At 60.2% G+C, this 16,075-nt stretch carries 16 protein-coding genes; 9 read left to right on the forward strand and 7 right to left on the reverse strand.

The genetic code is table 11. The features are described 5' to 3' along the window. The first annotated feature begins 2 nt into the window (after positions 1–2). From ACR0E6_RS12810 to ACR0E6_RS12825, 4 genes are read left to right on the forward strand one after another with little or no spacing between them, the layout of a single operon-like run. Positions 3–881, forward strand: a complete 879-nt coding sequence (locus ACR0E6_RS12810; RefSeq protein WP_480583979.1) for an encapsulin — start codon at positions 3–5, stop codon at positions 879–881. A gap of 14 nt (positions 882–895) precedes the next feature. Continuing rightward, positions 896–1,723, forward strand: a complete 828-nt coding sequence (locus ACR0E6_RS12815) for a DUF3237 domain-containing protein (RefSeq protein WP_480583982.1) — start codon at positions 896–898, stop codon at positions 1,721–1,723. Continuing rightward, positions 1,716–3,830 carry a hydroxysqualene dehydroxylase gene (locus ACR0E6_RS12820; RefSeq protein ID WP_480583985.1) on the forward strand — a complete coding sequence of 705 codons (2,115 nt, stop codon included), beginning with the start codon at positions 1,716–1,718 and terminating at the stop codon, positions 3,828–3,830. Before ACR0E6_RS12815 ends, ACR0E6_RS12820 begins: the two co-directional genes overlap by 8 nt. A gap of 4 nt (positions 3,831–3,834) precedes the next feature. After that, positions 3,835–4,905, forward strand: coding sequence for a polyprenyl synthetase family protein (locus ACR0E6_RS12825; RefSeq protein ID WP_480583988.1), 1,071 nt, complete (start codon positions 3,835–3,837; stop codon positions 4,903–4,905). Here ACR0E6_RS12825 and ACR0E6_RS12830 read toward each other — a convergent pair. The 3 genes from ACR0E6_RS12830 to ACR0E6_RS12840 all read right to left on the reverse strand — a co-directional run bounded on the left by ACR0E6_RS12830 (position 4,896) and on the right by ACR0E6_RS12840 (position 6,659). After that, entirely contained in the window at positions 4,896–5,333 is a 438-nt protein-coding gene (locus ACR0E6_RS12830) for a hypothetical protein (RefSeq protein ID WP_170622636.1), read from the reverse strand. The genes ACR0E6_RS12825 and ACR0E6_RS12830 overlap by 10 nt on opposite strands. Before the next feature lie 130 nt (positions 5,334–5,463). Continuing rightward, positions 5,464–6,153 carry an RES family NAD+ phosphorylase gene (locus tag ACR0E6_RS12835; protein ID WP_480583991.1) on the reverse strand — a complete coding sequence of 230 codons (690 nt, stop codon included), beginning with the start codon at positions 6,151–6,153 and terminating at the stop codon, positions 5,464–5,466. Beyond that, positions 6,150–6,659, reverse strand: coding sequence for an antitoxin Xre/MbcA/ParS toxin-binding domain-containing protein (locus ACR0E6_RS12840; protein WP_480583994.1), 510 nt, complete (start codon positions 6,657–6,659; stop codon positions 6,150–6,152). The genes ACR0E6_RS12835 and ACR0E6_RS12840 overlap by 4 nt, the downstream gene beginning before the upstream one ends. Positions 6,660–6,815: 156 nt before the next feature. Between ACR0E6_RS12840 and ACR0E6_RS12845 the strand changes: the two genes are divergently transcribed. Next, positions 6,816–7,601, forward strand: coding sequence for an ABC transporter permease subunit (locus tag ACR0E6_RS12845; RefSeq protein ID WP_480583997.1), 786 nt, complete (start codon positions 6,816–6,818; stop codon positions 7,599–7,601). Positions 7,602–7,613: 12 nt separating this feature from the next. On the opposite strand, the gene ACR0E6_RS12850 is transcribed toward ACR0E6_RS12845, so the two are convergent. The 4 genes from ACR0E6_RS12850 to ACR0E6_RS12865 all read right to left on the reverse strand — a co-directional run bounded on the left by ACR0E6_RS12850 (position 7,614) and on the right by ACR0E6_RS12865 (position 11,227). Continuing rightward, positions 7,614–8,252: a nucleoside/nucleotide kinase family protein gene (locus ACR0E6_RS12850; protein WP_480584000.1), complete on the reverse strand. Its 639-nt coding sequence runs from the start codon at positions 8,250–8,252 to the stop codon at positions 7,614–7,616. Further along, the gene (locus ACR0E6_RS12855; RefSeq protein ID WP_480584488.1) at positions 8,249–9,025 is read right to left on the reverse strand and encodes an ATP-binding cassette domain-containing protein; all 777 of its coding nucleotides are present in this window, start codon (positions 9,023–9,025) and stop codon (positions 8,249–8,251) included. The genes ACR0E6_RS12850 and ACR0E6_RS12855 overlap by 4 nt, the downstream gene beginning before the upstream one ends. Continuing rightward, positions 9,025–10,098: an ABC transporter permease gene (locus ACR0E6_RS12860; protein WP_170622634.1), complete on the reverse strand. Its 1,074-nt coding sequence runs from the start codon at positions 10,096–10,098 to the stop codon at positions 9,025–9,027. Before ACR0E6_RS12860 ends, ACR0E6_RS12855 begins: the two co-directional genes overlap by 1 nt. A 112-nt stretch (positions 10,099–10,210) precedes the next feature. After that, positions 10,211–11,227: a sugar ABC transporter substrate-binding protein gene (locus ACR0E6_RS12865; RefSeq protein WP_170622633.1), complete on the reverse strand. Its 1,017-nt coding sequence runs from the start codon at positions 11,225–11,227 to the stop codon at positions 10,211–10,213. A gap of 256 nt (positions 11,228–11,483) precedes the next feature. Here ACR0E6_RS12865 and ACR0E6_RS12870 point away from each other — a divergent pair, with 256 nt between their 5' ends. The 4 genes from ACR0E6_RS12870 (at position 11,484) to ACR0E6_RS12885 (ending at position 16,075) form a co-directional block, all read left to right on the forward strand. Further along, positions 11,484–12,599, forward strand: a complete 1,116-nt coding sequence (locus ACR0E6_RS12870; protein WP_480584490.1) for an ROK family transcriptional regulator — start codon at positions 11,484–11,486, stop codon at positions 12,597–12,599. Between the two features lie 139 nt (positions 12,600–12,738). After that, the gene (locus ACR0E6_RS12875; protein WP_480584003.1) at positions 12,739–13,740 is read left to right on the forward strand and encodes a Gfo/Idh/MocA family protein; all 1,002 of its coding nucleotides are present in this window, start codon (positions 12,739–12,741) and stop codon (positions 13,738–13,740) included. Next, positions 13,740–15,311, forward strand: a complete 1,572-nt coding sequence (locus ACR0E6_RS12880; RefSeq protein ID WP_480584007.1) for an acyl CoA:acetate/3-ketoacid CoA transferase — start codon at positions 13,740–13,742, stop codon at positions 15,309–15,311. The genes ACR0E6_RS12875 and ACR0E6_RS12880 overlap by 1 nt, the downstream gene beginning before the upstream one ends. Next, positions 15,308–16,075: an enoyl-CoA hydratase/isomerase family protein gene (locus tag ACR0E6_RS12885; protein ID WP_480584010.1), complete on the forward strand. Its 768-nt coding sequence runs from the start codon at positions 15,308–15,310 to the stop codon at positions 16,073–16,075. The genes ACR0E6_RS12880 and ACR0E6_RS12885 overlap by 4 nt, the downstream gene beginning before the upstream one ends.

A 16,075-nucleotide genomic window follows, 5' to 3' on the forward strand; every position in this document is an offset into this window, starting at 1 on the left:
TGATGACCGAGGCACTTGAATGGAGTCAAGAGCAGTGGAGCACCGTCAATCAGGTTGTTCATGATGAGGCGCTTCGATCTCGGGTCGCTGCCAGTTTTTTACCCCTATACGGGCCGTTGCCAGCCGATACGCAATCGGTTCCGCTGAACACGCTAGAGGTGGATTCCACGGGGGGCGGTGCGGTCGATCGCCTTGTGGTGAATGATTATGACACCTCTCGCCTGACAACCGTATCGGTAAACGTGTTTTTGAAGGGTGCCCAGATTGCCGATCCGGAACTTGCCGCAGCGCAGCTGATGTTCCGGCGTGCAGCCACTGTTGTTGCCCGAGTCGAAGACTTGATTGTGTTCAAGGGGCAACCTGCAGCAAACCAGGCTCCACCCTCAACCGGGACCGGGAAGCTGCCAAACATATTTACCGTCAGTGGCGGCGGCGAATATGACGGGCTTTTGCAGGCCGGGGCAAAAAACCCTACCAAAGGAACCAAAACGGGGACTAACGCCACAGGTACCGAAGTGTTCCAGGCGGTCGTGAAAGGGATCAACAAACTGGAAACCGAAGGCCATCTGGGTCCATTTGCCTGTGTAATGGGTAACGATCTGTTCGAGGCGGTGACAACTCCGCTGGCAAACTCGATGGTTCTGCCGCGCGACAGCATTCTGCCCTTCCTTGATGGACCTTTGCTGCGCTCGGGCGCCATTCCGGCAAAAGAAGCGGTTCTGGTCTCGCTGCAAGGGGCGCCGATTGAAATCGTTGTGCCTTCGGATATCGCGGTCAAATACCTGCAAACCTCGTCCGAGGGTGAGCATGTCTTCCGCGTGCAGCAGAAATTCCGTCTGAGGATCAAGGAAGAAAAGGCCGTTACCAAAATCCACTTCTGATCGGGGACGGGGTCGTGCGCGAGTTCACCGACAAAGGGATTACCCTGCGGTGGTCCGAGGCGGTCACCCAGACCGTCAGCGGGGTTCAGCGGGTTCTGGTCGAGGCCGGACCGGCTGTATCGTCGCACGACACGCTGCGATTGCTGTTTTCCGAAGCGGGCGGGCCGGAACGCGCGGTGCGGGGGTGGCCTGTTGGGTGTGATCCGAAGACCGGAATGCAGCAATTCGCCGCCACTTTGCCCCTTGCTTTGGCGGGCAAGCCGATGTCCTGGCGTCCCGTTCTAACAAGCCGGGGTCGCGAAGTTGATCCGGGCTATCAGCAGGTCAAGCCTTCGCAAAAACCGGCAGCAGATGCGGCCCCGGTATCGCCGGCTCTGGACCATATCGCGCGTTTTGTGGTTCCGTTTGACGCAAATTTTCGCACCACCGGAGAGACCCCGGATGGGCTTTGGCTGCATTTCGCCATCCGCGAAGGGGGCACGGTTTGCGGCCCGAAGCTGAATGGCACGATTGAGCCGGTGGGCGGCGACTGGATGCAGGTGCGACCGGACGGGGTGGGCAGTCTGAATGCCCGGGCGATGATCAAACCGGACGATGGTGGCGCGCCAATCATGTTCGAGGACTCAGGAATTTGCGACTTTGGTCAGACGGCCTTTGCCGCATTGTGCAAGGGGCAGTTGCCCGCCACGGCCCCGGTACACATTGCCTCACGTTATCTGACGTCGAACCCCAACTATAAGTGGCTGAACCGGGTGCAGGGGATCGGGATCGGGCAGGCGAGCCTGTCCGACGTCACCTTGCGCTTTGACGTCTATTCCGCGAAAGGAACATCCGATGCCTGAGAAGGTGGTCATACTGGGCGGCGGCGTGGCGGGGATGAGTGCCGCGCATGAGCTGATCGAGCGCGGGTTCGAAGTTGAGGTTTACGAACGACAACTGATCGCCGGCGGCAAGGCACGCAGCATCCCCGTGATGAAAAGCGAAGATGACCGGGGATCGAAAGCCAAGCATATCGAGGCGCTTCAGCAATGGGTCGATATGGACGGCGCGGACTTCCCGCCTGGTGTGAAACGTCCCTGGTTGCCGGGCGAACACGGGTTCCGCTTTTTCCCGAACTTCTATCGCCATATCACCGACACGATGGCCCGCACGCCCTATTACGACAAGGGCACCTGTTTCGATAACCTGATGCCAACGACGCAGGTTCTGGTCAGCCAGTTCGACAAGCCGGGCATTATCGTTCCCGAACGCTCTCCCCGGTCCTTGAAAGAGGTCGCGGATGCGCTCAAGACCTTCGCCTTCACGATCTCGCCCCGGGATGAGATCGGGTTCGAGGATGTCGAACATTTCATCAGTTGCATGTGGCGCATTGCAACCTCGTGCAAGGAACGGCGCGAGGATGAATATGAACGCACCGGCTGGTGGGATTTCATCGGGGCCGAAGAACGGTCGGAAGCCTATCAGAAGTTTCTGGCGATTGGCCTGACACGGTCTTTGGTGGCGGCCAAGGCCACAACGGCCAGCACCAAGACCGTGGGCGATATCGCAATTCAGTTGCAGTTGGGCATTGCCACACCGGAACCGCATTGCAACCGATTGCTGAACGGGCCGACAAATCTGGTCTGGATCCAGCCCTGGCTCAACTATCTTGAGAGCAAGGGTGTGAAATACCACTTCGACTCCAAAGTCACGGGCATCGAATGCCACGACGGACGGATCGTCAGCGCCACCGTCGAGCGGGCGGGGAAAGAGGAAACGGTCACCGGTGACTGGTTCATCAGCGCGCTGCCAATTGAACGGATCGCGCCGCTTGTAACCCGGTCGATGACCGCTCTGGATCCGGCGCTGGCCAAGTTGAAGCTGTTGGCTGAGAACGTCCAGTGGATGAACGGCATCCAGTATTACCTGACGAAAGAGGTCGAACTGACCCATGGCCACGTGATCTTCATCGACAGCCCATGGGCCCTGACTGCCGTGTCGCAGAAGCAGTTCTGGCCCGATATCAATTTCGAGAACTGGGCCGAGGGCAAGACCAAGGGCCTGCTGTCTATCGATATCTCCGAATGGGACAAGCCGGGCCTGAACGGCAAGACCGCACGCAACTGCACCCGCGAAGAGATTGCGGATGAGGTCTGGGCGCAGATGAAACGCAGCCTCAACGTGGACGGCCAAACCGTTCTGCGCGACGAGGATATGCACTATTGGTTCCTCGATCCCGATATTGTCGCCGACCCCGAGCACCCCTCGCGGATGAGCAATGTCGAACCGCTGCTGGTCAACCGCATCAACACGTGGCGCTTGCGGCCCAACGCGGCGACTCTGATCCCGAATTTCTTTCTGGCGTCGGATTATGTACGTACCTTCACCGACCTTGCCACCATGGAAGGCGCGAACGAAGCCGCGCGGCGCGCTGTCAATGGCATCCTAAGGCGCAGCAACTCCGACGCCGAGCTTTGCAAAATCTGGGATCTGCACGAACCGGATATTCTGCGCCCCCTGCGGGCCTATGATTACGCGCGGTATCAGGCCGGTCTGCCCTGGGATGATCGGTTTTCCGAGGCGGTTCAGGCATCGCTGCGCACCGCGCAGGACACCACGGGAACGACGGGCGGCGGTGAAGGGCCGTTGGCCGCTGTCGGCCCAATTGCCAGCGAGTATTCCAAGCCCGGCGGGTTTGTCGAAGAACCCGCGATTGCGGATGCGCTGCGGATGGTGTGCCCTCCGCCCGCTTTGTATGACATGATGGCGTCTTACGTGCCGGGTGTAGACATCCCGATCCCGGGTGCAGAGCAGGCCGAAGAGGTCGCGCTGGATGTTGTCGGAACCGGGGCCGAGCCCTCATCCGTGCCCGGCGTGGACCGGATCATGGGCACATCGCTGAATTCAAAGCCGAACCCCGGCGCGGCGGGCGGTTCGCGCCGCAAAGTCATCATCACGCAGAAGGGCTGAGCCTGTGAGCGCATCCACCGCGCATCTGGATCCGGCGGCAACGCAGGGATTTCTGGAACAACTGACCTCTTACGGGGATCAGGCGCGGCAGGCGTTGTTGGACCGGCTACCGACGCATGAGCCCAAAGATTATCTGTACGGTCCAATCCGCGACTATATCGAAACGTCCGGCAAGGGGCTGCGCCCGGCGCTTTTGCTGGCGACCTGCGAGGCGTTCGGCGGCAAAACCGAAGATGCCATCGTGTCAGCAGCGGTGATCGAACTGCTGCACAACGCGTTTCTGATCCATGACGACATTGAAGATGTCAGCGATTTCCGTCGCGGCCGGGAATGCATGCATAAACGCCTCGGCGTGCCGCTTGCGATCAATACGGGCGACGGCATGCAGGCGCTGGCTTTACGTCTGTTGCGCGACAATCTGGACCCGCTGGGCCCCGAGACATCGGCGCGCGTGCTGGATGAGTTCGATCACCTTCTGCTGCAATCCATCGAAGGGCAGGCGATCGAGCTTGGGTGGATTCGCGACAACCGGATGGACGTCACCCCGGCGGATTACCTGACCATGTGTCTGAAAAAGACCTGTTGGTACAGTTTTATCCACCCGCTGCGGATTGGAGCGTTGATCGCGCGACCGGATGATGTGGCCTCGGGCCGGTTGAATCTGGACGATTTCAACGCCTTTGGCTTCTTTCTGGGGGCCGCATTTCAGATACAGGATGACGTTCTGAACCTTGTCGGAAGTCAAGACAAATACGGCAAGGAAATCGGCGGCGATATATACGAGGGCAAACGGACCTTGATGCTGAGCCAGCTCAGCCTGAATGGCGAGCAGCGCGAAAAAGACCGCCTGTCCCGGTTTCTGTCCGACCCCAGACAAGACCGCTCGACCCATGATGTCGACTGGGTTTTGTCGCGGATGCACCATTACGGCTGTGTCGAGTACGCGCAGCGCGCGGCGGATGATCTGCTTCAGTCAGCGCGCACTGAGTTTGACAACGTGTTTGCCGGGGCTCAGGGCGGCCCACGGGCTTTTCTGGGTCAGTTCATGGATTATCTGGTCGCGCGTCAGGTCTGACGGGCGGCGATATCGAATTTTACCACGATGGCCGAGCGTTCCGAGCCAAAACAATGAACCCGCCCATGATACTGGCCGGGGTCCACCAGATCGTGCACCGTCAGAATAACGCTGACATCGGCCACTTCCCCCGCGCCCAGCTTTAGGGTGGCAGGCTCGACCCGCAGGCGGTCGGCGGGGATCACAGCACCTTCTTCGTTCGTCAGATCACCAGCCTCGAACCGCATCTCGACCGCACCGAACCCGGCCGGTGCGGCAACGGACAGCACAATTGTTCCCGTTCCGCCCGGTCTGCAGGTTTCCTGGCATTGAAATGGCCCGTCCAGCGGCAGTTTCTGACCGGTTTCAGCGTCCAAAACACTGCGCGCCAAATCCGATATCGGGTTTTGATCCAACATCGGCGCGGTCGGATCTACTGCACGAAGCATGCTGGCGTAGGGTTTTCGCTCGAAATAAGGCATGCCTCGAATGTGCACGGGACGTGGCGGTCAGTAAACAGAATTTTCGTCGGGGTTATCGGCTTTTTCAGGGAAATGCAGGGTTTTGATGTCCCTGCGGTTACGTCAATTCCTCGACCGTCACTTTGCCCGTCGGGCGTATGTCGATCTCGAAATGGCGGGCCTGAACAACATCTTGCACCGATGGCGGGTCAAAGCAGACCCAGTTTTCATGTCCCGGCCTGCGAACGCTTTCATAGCGAATGCCAACCAGACCCAAACCAGGGCCCGCGTGTCGCACATGTTCGCCAAAGCGTTGGGGAACGGGATAGCTTGTATCGTCGGGGTCATGAAACTCGGGGTGTTTGCCAAAGACATCGACAAAATCGCCGACCAGCCGTGCCTCGTATTCGCGATAGGCCTCGCGTTTGTGGGTCAGACCCGAGAGTGAAATTTCCTTGCGCAGCCCATTGGCGACTTCAAGCACAGAGGTCATGAGATCGCTGGCCGCATACCACGCGCCCAACAGGGATGAGGTGAAACGCATCCCAGTGACCGAGCCGTGCAGAAACGAAGACATGACAATGCTGGCATTGGGTCGGCCATAGACCCATTGCGCCCGATCCAGCCGGGACAAGCGCGTGGCCACCAGCCGGTCATTGGTCCAGCCTTCCAGTTCAAAGACGTCTGCCAGATCGTCGGCGCTGGCCACATCTTCGAATGCGGACACAGGCGGGAAGCGTGACGGGATGATACGGCAGGTTGAAGATGTGGCTCGGGCACGGGTGTACCCGGTCAGATCCCAGCTCACAAAAAGACCACGTCGTCTTCGGTTACCGGCTCGAAACTGCCCTCGGGCGCGCCCTGACCCATGTCACCACCGCGCCAGGCATCCAGATAGCGGCGCACGGTCATCATGCCGTCCTGCCCACCTGTCACGATCAGATGCAACGGGGACGACCCTGCAAAGACCGTGCCCTTATGCGGGCTGGTCAGCCATTTCACCGCCTGATCCTGATCCAGAAACAGGATCGACAGAGCCTTGTGGATACCCAGAATGGCCGAGATGCGCACCAATGTGTCAAAGGGCAACGAGATCGGCTTGCGATCAACCGCCTTCCTGATCCAGGCGTGATAGGTCGATCGACCGGGATGCCCCAGTGTTGCAATGCGCTGCGCCTCGCTCAGCCCCCAGCCTTGCGCGATATTGCGAAACGTGCGCAACCCCGGCCCGCTGAGCCGCGCGCGATCTGCGGCTTCAACCGGGACAAGCAACGGGGCGGCGTTGGCCTCTTGCGGCAGGGTTGCGATTTCCATGGCGTCCTCATTGTCCGAAAACAGATTTAATGTCTATATATAGACAAAGTGCCCGTGATTCAACTCTGCCCGGGCAATTCCGCGCGTTGACCGAACCGCGCAGTTTGCCTATCCCGGTCAGGCTGAAGGAACCCAAAACGGCGCGTTGGACAAAAATTGCGCAAAACCAACATACTGGACCATGTGATCCTGATTGTCGGAGCGGTCGTCATGACCGGGCCGATTGCCGTTTTGGGCTGGCAACTTGTGGCCGGTGTCGGCGTCGGCAATCTGTGGCCACTGTTCCGGAACCTTTGGGAAAACGGGGTCAGCAGCAACAGCATCAGTGCCGGGGCGATGATGTGGAACTCGCTGGTTCTGGCTGTTGGCGTGGCAGCCCTGAAATGCTCTGTGTCAATGCTGGCCGCCTATGCGCTGGTCTATTTTCGCCTGCGTTACAGTAACCTGATCTTTGCAGCGATCCTGCTGGCCATGTTCTTTCCCATCGAAAGCCGGATGCTGCCCACCTTCGCCGTGACCAGCGATCTGGGGCTTCTGAACTCTTACACCGGGATGATCCTGCCCGTTTCGGCCAGCGGGCTGGGCGTTTTGGTGCTGAACCAGTTCCTGCGGCAAATCCCGGTTGAGCTGATGGAGGCCGCCAGAATGGACGGTGCCGGACCGATGCGGTTTTTCTTCGATACGATCCTGCCCCTGTCCCTGCCAATGATGGCCGCGCTGTTTGCGATCCTGTTCGTGTTCGGCTGGAACCAATATGCCTGGCCGGTCATCATCACCACGACCAGCCTGACCCATAGCACGCTGGTCAGCGGGATGGTCTATGCCGGGATCGGGGATCCGGCGGGGATGGCGCTGGCGTTGATGGCCCTGTTGCCACCCGCCGTTATTTTGTTGCTGGTGCAACGCCAGTTGGTGCGGACACTGACGGCTGGGATACACTGACGTCAGCCGGCTCTAACGCAGAACTATATCCGCAGGCCGCGAGTTGGAGAGAATCCGTTTCGCGTTCGGAATATCATTCGCCAGTGCGCGGGCATGGGCCGCGTCAGGGGGCAGGCCGTGATCCAGCCAACGCGCGGTCAACCTGTCCTCTAGCGTGGGCAGATCAACATCCAGAAAGACGCTGAGCGCCCATATCTGGGCAAGGTTTGCCCAGCCAGCTTCTTCCAACAGCAGGTAATTGCCCTCGACCAGAACAAGCTTTTGCTCGGGCGCGACCAGTCCACGCGCGGCGATGGCCTTGTCAATCTCGCGGTCAAATTCGGGAACGGCGACCTCATCTTCGGTCAACAGGCGGTGCAGAATGGCCTGAAACCCGGCGATGTCGAAGGTTTCCGGCGCGCCTTTGCGCTCCAGCAAACCGCGCTTGATCAGGATGGCGTTGTCATAGTGAAACCCGTCCATCGAGACCAAGCCGGTGGCGATCCCCTGCCGCTGTAACATGTCCCGCGCCAACGCCGCGATGGTCGTTTTCCCGGCGCCCGGAGGGCCTGCAATCGCCACAAGGTTCCGCGTTTTCTGGTCAGGCAGCGCCCGAACCGCCTCGGCAATCTGCTGGGCGAGGTCAGGGGCTGTCGATCCTTCCGCCGTCACGCCGCCTTGCCTTCACCGGGGGGGTCCATCGCGCCGGTCATAAAGGCCACCGCGTCGGACATCGAGTGGTCCTTGGGGTCGATCACACACAAGCGTTTGCCCAGACGATGCACGTGAATACGGTCGGCGACCTCGAACACATGGGGCATGTTGTGGCTGATCAGGATTATCGGAATGCCGCGCGATTTCACGTCCTGGATCAGTTCCAGCACCCGGCGGCTTTCCTTGACGCCAAGCGCCGCTGTGGGCTCGTCAAGGATGATGACCTTCGACCCGAAGGCCGCCGCCCGCGCCACAGCGACGCCCTGACGCTGACCACCGGACAGTGTTTCAACCGCCTGATTGATGTTCTGGATGGTCATAAGGCCCAATTCGCTCAGCTTGTCGCGCGCGAATTTCTCCATCGCGGGACGGTCGAGCATTCGGAACCATGACCCTAACGGGCCGCTCCGGCGGATCTCGCGCCCCATGAACATGTTATCGGCAATCGACAGGGCAGGGGACATGGCCAGGGTCTGGTAAACGGTCTCGATCCCGGCTTCCCGCGCGTCGATGGGCGAATGGAACTGCACCTTCTGCCCATCCAGCCAGACGTCGCCTTCATCCGGCGTGACCGCGCCTGAAACCGTCTTGATCAGCGTAGATTTGCCTGCGCCATTGTCCCCGATCACCGCCAGAATTTCGCCCGGCATCAGGTCAAAGTCACAATGGTCCAGTGCGGTGACCTTGCCGTAGCGTTTGACAAGGTTGCGTCCTTTGAGAATGGGTTCCATCAGGCTGATACCTTTCTGATCCATTGGTCGACCGCGACCGCTGCAATGATGAGGATACCGATCAGCAGGAAGGTCCATTGCGCATCCGCCCCAAGCAGGCGCAGACCCAGTGTGAACACCCCGACAATAAGCGCTCCGAACAGCGAGCCCAGTATCGAGCCGCGCCCGCCGAACAAAGAAATCCCGCCAATCACAACCGCCGTAATGCTTTCGATATTGGCCAGTTGCCCCGAAGTCGGTGACACCGATCCGATGCGACCGATCAGGGCCCAGCCCGCAAAGGCGCAGATCAGACCGGACAGCATATAGACCGACATCAGTGTGCGGTGCACGTTTACACCCGACAGTTCGGCGGCTTCGGGATCATCGCCCACAGCATAGACATGCCGCCCCCAGGCCGTGTGCCGCAACGCGTAAGCCAGCACCAATATCAGCACCAACATGAAGATGACGCCAACCGTGAAAACGGCCCCGCCCACGTTAAATTTCGCGCCAAACACTTGCAGGATCGGGGCGTTTGTTTCGATGTCTTGCGAGCGGATCGTTTCGTTTTGCGAATACAGGAAGTTGGCGGCCAGAACGATCTGCCACATGCCCAGCGTTACAATGAACGGGGGCAATTTGACCCGGCTGACCAAATATCCGTTGATCGCGCCAATGGCCGTCCCGACAGCCAGCCCGCAGATGATCGCGACCGTTGGCGGCAGGCCGTAGCGAAAGGTGAATTGCCCCATCACCACTGACGACATCACCATGATCGCACCCACGCTCAGGTCGATGCCTGCGGTCAGGATCACAAGGCTCTGTGCTGCTGCGACGATACCGACGATCTGCACCTGTTGCAGGATCAGTGTCAGCGCAAAGGGCGAGAAAAACTTCGACCCCAGCAAAACGCCAAAGATGACAATGGCGGCAACAAGAACGATCAGCGGAACAAGCGAGGGGTTCACATGCAGGAAATGCTGAACCGTTCCCACAAATCCCCGGTGATGATCTTCAAACTCTGCGACCTGTTCCGGGCTGCCCTGCGCGGCGGCCTCGAAATCATCAGGTTGTCGTGACGTATCGGACATAAAAGGTTCCCCCAAGCGTCAAGAGCCCGTCTGCGGACCATTTTAGCAAGTTTTCGGGTAAAGGTGTGATTGGATGGCAGGAGGCCGCGGCGCCGCCTCCTGCGTCGTCAGATTAACCCCAGCAGAGGTTCATGCCTTCATCGACCGAGATCGACTCGACCCCATCGGCGGCCTTGTCGGTGACAAGCGCAACGCCTGTGTCAAAGAAGTCCTTGCCGGGCGTGTTTTCTGGCTTCACACCCTCATCGGCCCATTTCTTGACCGCTTCGACACCCAGCGAGGCCATCAGCAGCGGGTATTGCTGCGAGGTCGCGCCGATCACGCCATCGGCCACGTTCTGCACGCCGGGGCAGCCGCCATCTACCGACACGATCAGCACGTCATTTTCGCGTCCAATCGCCTTGAGCGCTTCGTACGCACCCGCAGCAGCCGGTTCGTTGATGGTGTGCACAACGTTGATCGTCGGGTCCTTGGCCAGTAGATTCTCCATCGCGCGGCGACCGCCTTCTTCGTTCCCGGCGGTGACGTCACTGCCGACAAGGCGGGGGTCATCCTCGTCTCCGATCACGTTGGGGTCCGCCAGATCGACGCCAAAGCCCTGCAGGAAGCCCTGATTGCGCAGAACGTCCACGGTGGGCTGGCTGACAGCCAGATCCAGCGTGGCAATCTTTGCGTCATTGGCCGCATCGCCCAGCGTCGCCTTGGCCCATTGGCCAATCAGCAGCCCGGCCAGGAAGTTGTCGGTGGCAAAGGTCGCATCCGCCGACTCAATCGGCTCCAGCGGGGTATCAAGCGCAATCACCAACACGCCCGCATCCCGCGCCTGCTGCACGGCAGGGACGATGGATGAGGTGTCAGAGGCGGTCAGCAGAATGCCTTTCGCGCCGTCCAGAATGCAGGTCTCAATCGCCTGAACCTGGGTTTCGTGGTCGCCATCGACCTTGCCCGCGAAGGCCTTCAGGGTCATGCCCAGCTCTTCCGCCTTGGCGGTCGCACCTTCCTTCATCTTGACGAAGAAGGGGTTGGTGTCGGTCTTGGTGATCAAACAAACAGTGGTGTCGGCAAACGCGCTGCCTGCTGTGACCGTCAGGGCCAAAGCTGTCGCGCCTGCGAAAGTCGCAAGTTTCATAAGTTCTCCTCCCAATTTCTCCCATGCCGGTGCCGGCATATGGGTGATCGGGCAGCAATGGCCCGACCCCACAGCAAAACCATCACAAGAATCTCAAAATGAGTCAATAAATAAATCACTCTTATTTATTATTGACAGAAAGACGCCGGTTTCTCATGGTTTGAACAGGGGAGGGTCAGACGTGTCTGTTGAAGTGCCACAGGAAAACACGCCGTCAGAACGGGTTTCCGAGGTCAAAGGGACCAACCAAAGCGGAATGCGCGCTCGGAATGAGCGTCTGGTCCTGTCTCTGGTCCGCAGACATGAGGCGCTGGCCAAGTCCGAAATCGCGCGGATGACGGGTCTGTCTGCGCAGACCGTGTCGGTCATCATGCGGCAGCTGGAAAAGGATGGTCTGCTGCTGCGGGGCGAGCCTGTGCGGGGCAAGGTCGGGCAACCCTCGATCCCGATGCGACTTAACCCGGATGGGGCGTTGTTTTTCGGTTTGAAAATAGGTCGTCGCAGCGCCGAATTGGTTCTGACCGACTTTCTTGGGCGCGTGCGAAAGCACGAAAGTCAGACGTACGACTACCCGCGACCGGACGCGACACTGAAATTTGCCAAACAGGCGCTGGATCGGATGATCTCTGACCTGTCGCCCGAGGCCCGACCCCGCGTCGCGGGCCTTGGGATCGCCATGCCTTTCTATTTGTGGGACTGGGCACAAACCCTTCAGGTGGCGCAGGAAAAGATGGACCCCTGGCGCACGGCACACATTCAGGCGGATTTGGCCGAAGCCTATGACTTTCCCGTCTTTTTGCAGAATGACGCAACAGCGGCCTGCGGTGCGGAACTGGTTTTTGGCCCCGCCGACGGGCCGCGCGATTTCCTGTATTTCTATGTTGGCTATTTCATCGGCGGCGGCGTTGTCCTGAATGGTTCGATCTATGCGGGTCGGGGAAATGCAGGGGCGCTTGGGCCCATGCCCGTTCCTATAGAAACAGGCGTTGTGAAGCCGTTGATCGACGTGGCCAGCCTCTACACCCTGGAACGTGCCGTCATCGCAACCGACGGCTTGATGTGGGAGGAAACCGATCAGTGGCATATCCCACAAGTCGAGTTGGACAATTGGCTGCAACAGGCCGGGTTCGGACTGGCCTGTGCGATTGTCTCATCCTGCAGCCTGATCGATTTTGAATGCGTCAAGATCGACGGCTGGCTGCCCGAGGACATCAAGGCACGGCTGATTGCCGAGGTCGAATCACAGATGTCACAGCTCAACCTGACTGGGCTTGAGAGACCTCTGATCGCGGCCGGGTCTGTTGGCCCAAGCGCCAGATCGCTGGGCGCGGCCAGCCTGCCATTGTCTGAACGGTATCTGGTCGAAGCGTAAACCCCTCGGGTTTTCTACATTTTATCGTCAGCATCATGAGTACCTGCGCGCGGGTTCGGACAGGGGCAAATGATTCCTCTTGAAGTTTTTGGAACGTTCCACTACACATCTCTGGAACGTTCCAATTTGGGAATCTACTATGAACTGGGTATTCGTCGGGGCCAGCACAATTGCCGCGCAACATATGCTGAACGCGGTGCGCAAGCAGCCGGGCAACGAGGTGACCTGGATTGTCAGCACCTCACCTGACCGGGTGCAAATCTGGGCGGATGACCACGGCATTGCAAACGCCACCACCGATCTGGCCACGGCGCTGGCGGGTTCGGATGTTCAGGCGGTCTACATTTCCTCGACCAATGAAAAGCATCACGCGCAGGCTTTGGCGGCGATCGCAGCGGGCAAGCATGTTCTGTGTGAAAAGCCCTTGGGCATGACGCAGGACGAAGCGGTTAAGATGGTTCGGGCCGCCGAAGCCGCAGGCGTCACCTTTGGCACGAACCATCACCTGCGCTGCTCGGGCACCCATCGCGCGATCCGGGACCTCATCGCAGCCGGGCGCGTCGGCAAGGTGCTGTCGCTGCGCATTCATCACGCGGTTCACCTGCCGGGCCACTTACAGGGCTGGCGGATCAATGACGCGGGCGCCGGTGGCGGCGTGATCCCCGACATCGTCGTGCATGACGCGGACGTCACCCGGTTCCTGCTACAGGAAGATCCCGCAAGCGTTGTGGCGCAGATGACAAGTTCCGGCATGGGGCAGGGGGTCGAGGATTCCTGCATGTCGGTCTGGACCATGCCCTCGGGCGCGATGGTGATGACCCATGAAAGCTTCACCCATCCCTATGCGGGCTCGGGTCTTGAGGTGCACGGCACCCAAGGGTCGATCTTTGCCAAGGGTATCATGACCCAGCAGCCGGTGGGTGACATCACCCTCGTCACTGAAACGGGTAGCGAAGCGATCCCCTATTCCAACCATGACCTTTACGTGCAGGGAGTCTCGGACTTCGTCGCCGCCGCTGCCGGGCAAGGACGCCCCGCAGCCGATGGTCCGGACGGGGTCAAATCCCTGTCCGTCGCGCTTAGCGTGCGCGAAGCGGCAGCAACCGGTCAGCGCGTTGACGTCAACTATGGTGGCTTCTGATGACCAAGCTTGTTTCTGCATCCGACGCCGTATCCCGCATCCCGGATGAGGCGATTGTCACCGTCTCATCCTCGTCAGCCTTGGGGTGCCCCGATCTGGTTCTGAAAGCCATGGGTGAGAGGTTCCGGGCCGAGGGGCATCCGCGCGATATCACTACGATGCACCCGATTGCGGCGGGGGATATGTATGGGGTCAAGGGCATGGAATATCTGGCGCAGGACGGGTTGCTGACCCGTGTGCTGGCCGGATCATACCCCTCGGGGCCGTCCAGCCTTGAGATGCCCGAGATCTGGAAGATGATCGTCGAAGATCGCGTGGCCGCCTACAACGTACCCTCGGGGATCATGTTCGACATGCACCGCGAGGCTGCGGCCCGGCGTCCGGGCGTTCTGACTCAGGTCGGGCTGGATACGTTCGTGGACCCGATCCGCGAGGGTTGCGCGATGAATGCACGCGGGGCCGCGGCACCCATCGTCGCGCGCGCCGAGTTTGGCGGCCAGACCTGGCTGCATTTCCCCAACATCATCCCTACTGTCTGCATCCTGCGCGCAACCACGGCGGATGAATTCGGCAACCTGACATATGAGCATGAAGGGGCCTATCTGGGCGGGCTGGAACAGGCCATCTGCGTGCGCAACCATGGCGGTCTGGTGATCGCTCAGGTTCAGCGGGTGACTGCCGAGGGCAGCCTGCGTCCGCATGATGTACGCGTACCAGGCCATCTGGTGGATCTGATCGTCGAGGACCCGGATCAGAAACAGACCACTGAAACGCCCTATGACCCCGCCATCTCGGGCCAGATCATGCGCCCATGGAACAGTTTCTCATTGGCCGAACACGGGGTTGAGAAGGTAATCGCGCGCCGGTCTGCGATGGAGTTGCGCGCGGGGATGAGCGCAAATCTGGGCTTTGGGATCAGCGCCATGGTGCCCCGCATTCTGCTGGAGGAAGGGCATCCCAAGGCCGTCACATGGGCCATCGAACAAGGGGCCGTCGGGGGTGTTCCGCTGACCGGTTTCGCCTTTGGTTGTGCCTCTAACGCGCATGCCTATGTGCCTTCGCCGCAGCAGTTCATCTACTTTCAGGGCGGCGGGTTCGATATGTCCTTCCTGTCCTTCCTTGAGGTTGACGTGGACGGCAACGTGAATGTCTCAAAACTGGGCAAGAAACCGTATCTGACCGCAGGGTGCGGTGGGTTTGTTGATATCACCGCAGGCGCGAAAAAGATCGTGTTTTCGGGCTGGTTCGAGGCTGGCGCCAAGATCGATCTGGGTTCGGACGGGATCAGCGTCGCGGCCCCCGGCAAGTTCACCAAGATGGTGGATCAGGTGGAACACGTCACCTTCTCGGGCCGCCGGGCGCGCGAGCTTGGGCAGGATGTGATCTACGTGACCGAGCGCTGTGTCATCCGCCTGACCGATCAGGGGCTGGTCGCGACCGAGATCATGCCGGGCATCAACGCGCAGCAGGACATTGTGGCAGCGTCAGAAGGCCGCGTGCAAGTTGCGGAAAACGCAACCTTAATGCCGAAGTCGCTGTTCGTCGAAGGCCCAATGGGGATCAGGGTTTGAGCGGGACTGGCTTTCATATCGACAGGCGCACCGCCATCCTGACGCTGGACAACCCGTCCAAGCTGAACGCGTTGACCATCGACATGCTGGATGCGCTTGAGGCGCATGTGCAGCAGGTCGAGCGGGACAGCGCGATCCGGTCTCTGGTTCTGACCGGGGCGGGGGAAAAAGCGTTTTGCTGCGGCGCGGATATTGGTGCCTGGGGGGGGCTTAGCCCGGCCGAATTCGCACGCCATTGGGTGCGGGACGGGCACCGGATTTTCGACCGCCTCGCACGGCTGGGCAAACCAACAATTGCCGCGATCAACGGCCATGCCTTTGGCGGCGGGCTGGAACTGGCCAGTTGCTGCGACCTGCGGCTGATGGCCCCTCGCGCAACTCTGGCCTTGCCCGAGGCACGGATCGGGATTGTTCCCGGTTGGTCGGGCACACAGCGCGTGGCGCGGCTGATCCCTGAAGGGGCGGTCAAGGAAATGGCCTTGTTCGGTCGCCGTATTGGCGCAGACCGCGCGGTTGCCCTGGGCTATGCCGCCGAAGTGGCCGACGATGTCCTGACCCGCGCGCTTGAGATCGCCACCGAGGCGCAGGCTCTGTCCCCGCGCGCCACCGAGATTGCCAAGAATATGATTCACGCGGCGGTCGGCGAAGATTCAGCAGCCGCGATCGAGGCGCTTGGCAGCGCTGCTGCGGCCGCCTCAGCCGATCGGGACGAAGGCGTCGCGGCATTCATGGAAAAACGTAACCCTCAGTTTTCAGGGCTTTGA

The sequence above is a fragment of the Ruegeria sp. AP12 genome (genome assembly GCF_056540025.1).

Excerpts from the sequence above, each read along its gene's own strand:
- ACR0E6_RS12860 (WP_170622634.1), bottom strand. The coding sequence starts at position 10,098 with ATGTCCGATACGTCACGACAACCTGATGATTTCGAGGCCGCCGCGCAG.
- ACR0E6_RS12840 (WP_480583994.1), bottom strand. The coding sequence starts at position 6,659 with ATGGAAATCGCAACCCTGCCGCAAGAGGCCAACGCCGCCCCGTTGCTT.
- ACR0E6_RS12830 (WP_170622636.1), bottom strand. The coding sequence starts at position 5,333 with ATGCTTCGTGCAGTAGATCCGACCGCGCCGATGTTGGATCAAAACCCG.
- ACR0E6_RS12880 (WP_480584007.1), top strand. The coding sequence starts at position 13,740 with ATGACCAAGCTTGTTTCTGCATCCGACGCCGTATCCCGCATCCCGGAT.
- ACR0E6_RS12820 (WP_480583985.1), top strand. The coding sequence starts at position 1,716 with ATGCCTGAGAAGGTGGTCATACTGGGCGGCGGCGTGGCGGGGATGAGT.
- ACR0E6_RS12870 (WP_480584490.1), top strand. The coding sequence starts at position 11,484 with ATGCGCGCTCGGAATGAGCGTCTGGTCCTGTCTCTGGTCCGCAGACAT.
- ACR0E6_RS12855 (WP_480584488.1), bottom strand. The coding sequence starts at position 9,025 with ATGGAACCCATTCTCAAAGGACGCAACCTTGTCAAACGCTACGGCAAG.
- ACR0E6_RS12865 (WP_170622633.1), bottom strand. The coding sequence starts at position 11,227 with ATGAAACTTGCGACTTTCGCAGGCGCGACAGCTTTGGCCCTGACGGTC.
- ACR0E6_RS12810 (WP_480583979.1), top strand. The coding sequence starts at position 3 with ATGACCGAGGCACTTGAATGGAGTCAAGAGCAGTGGAGCACCGTCAAT.
- ACR0E6_RS12875 (WP_480584003.1), top strand. The coding sequence starts at position 12,739 with ATGAACTGGGTATTCGTCGGGGCCAGCACAATTGCCGCGCAACATATG.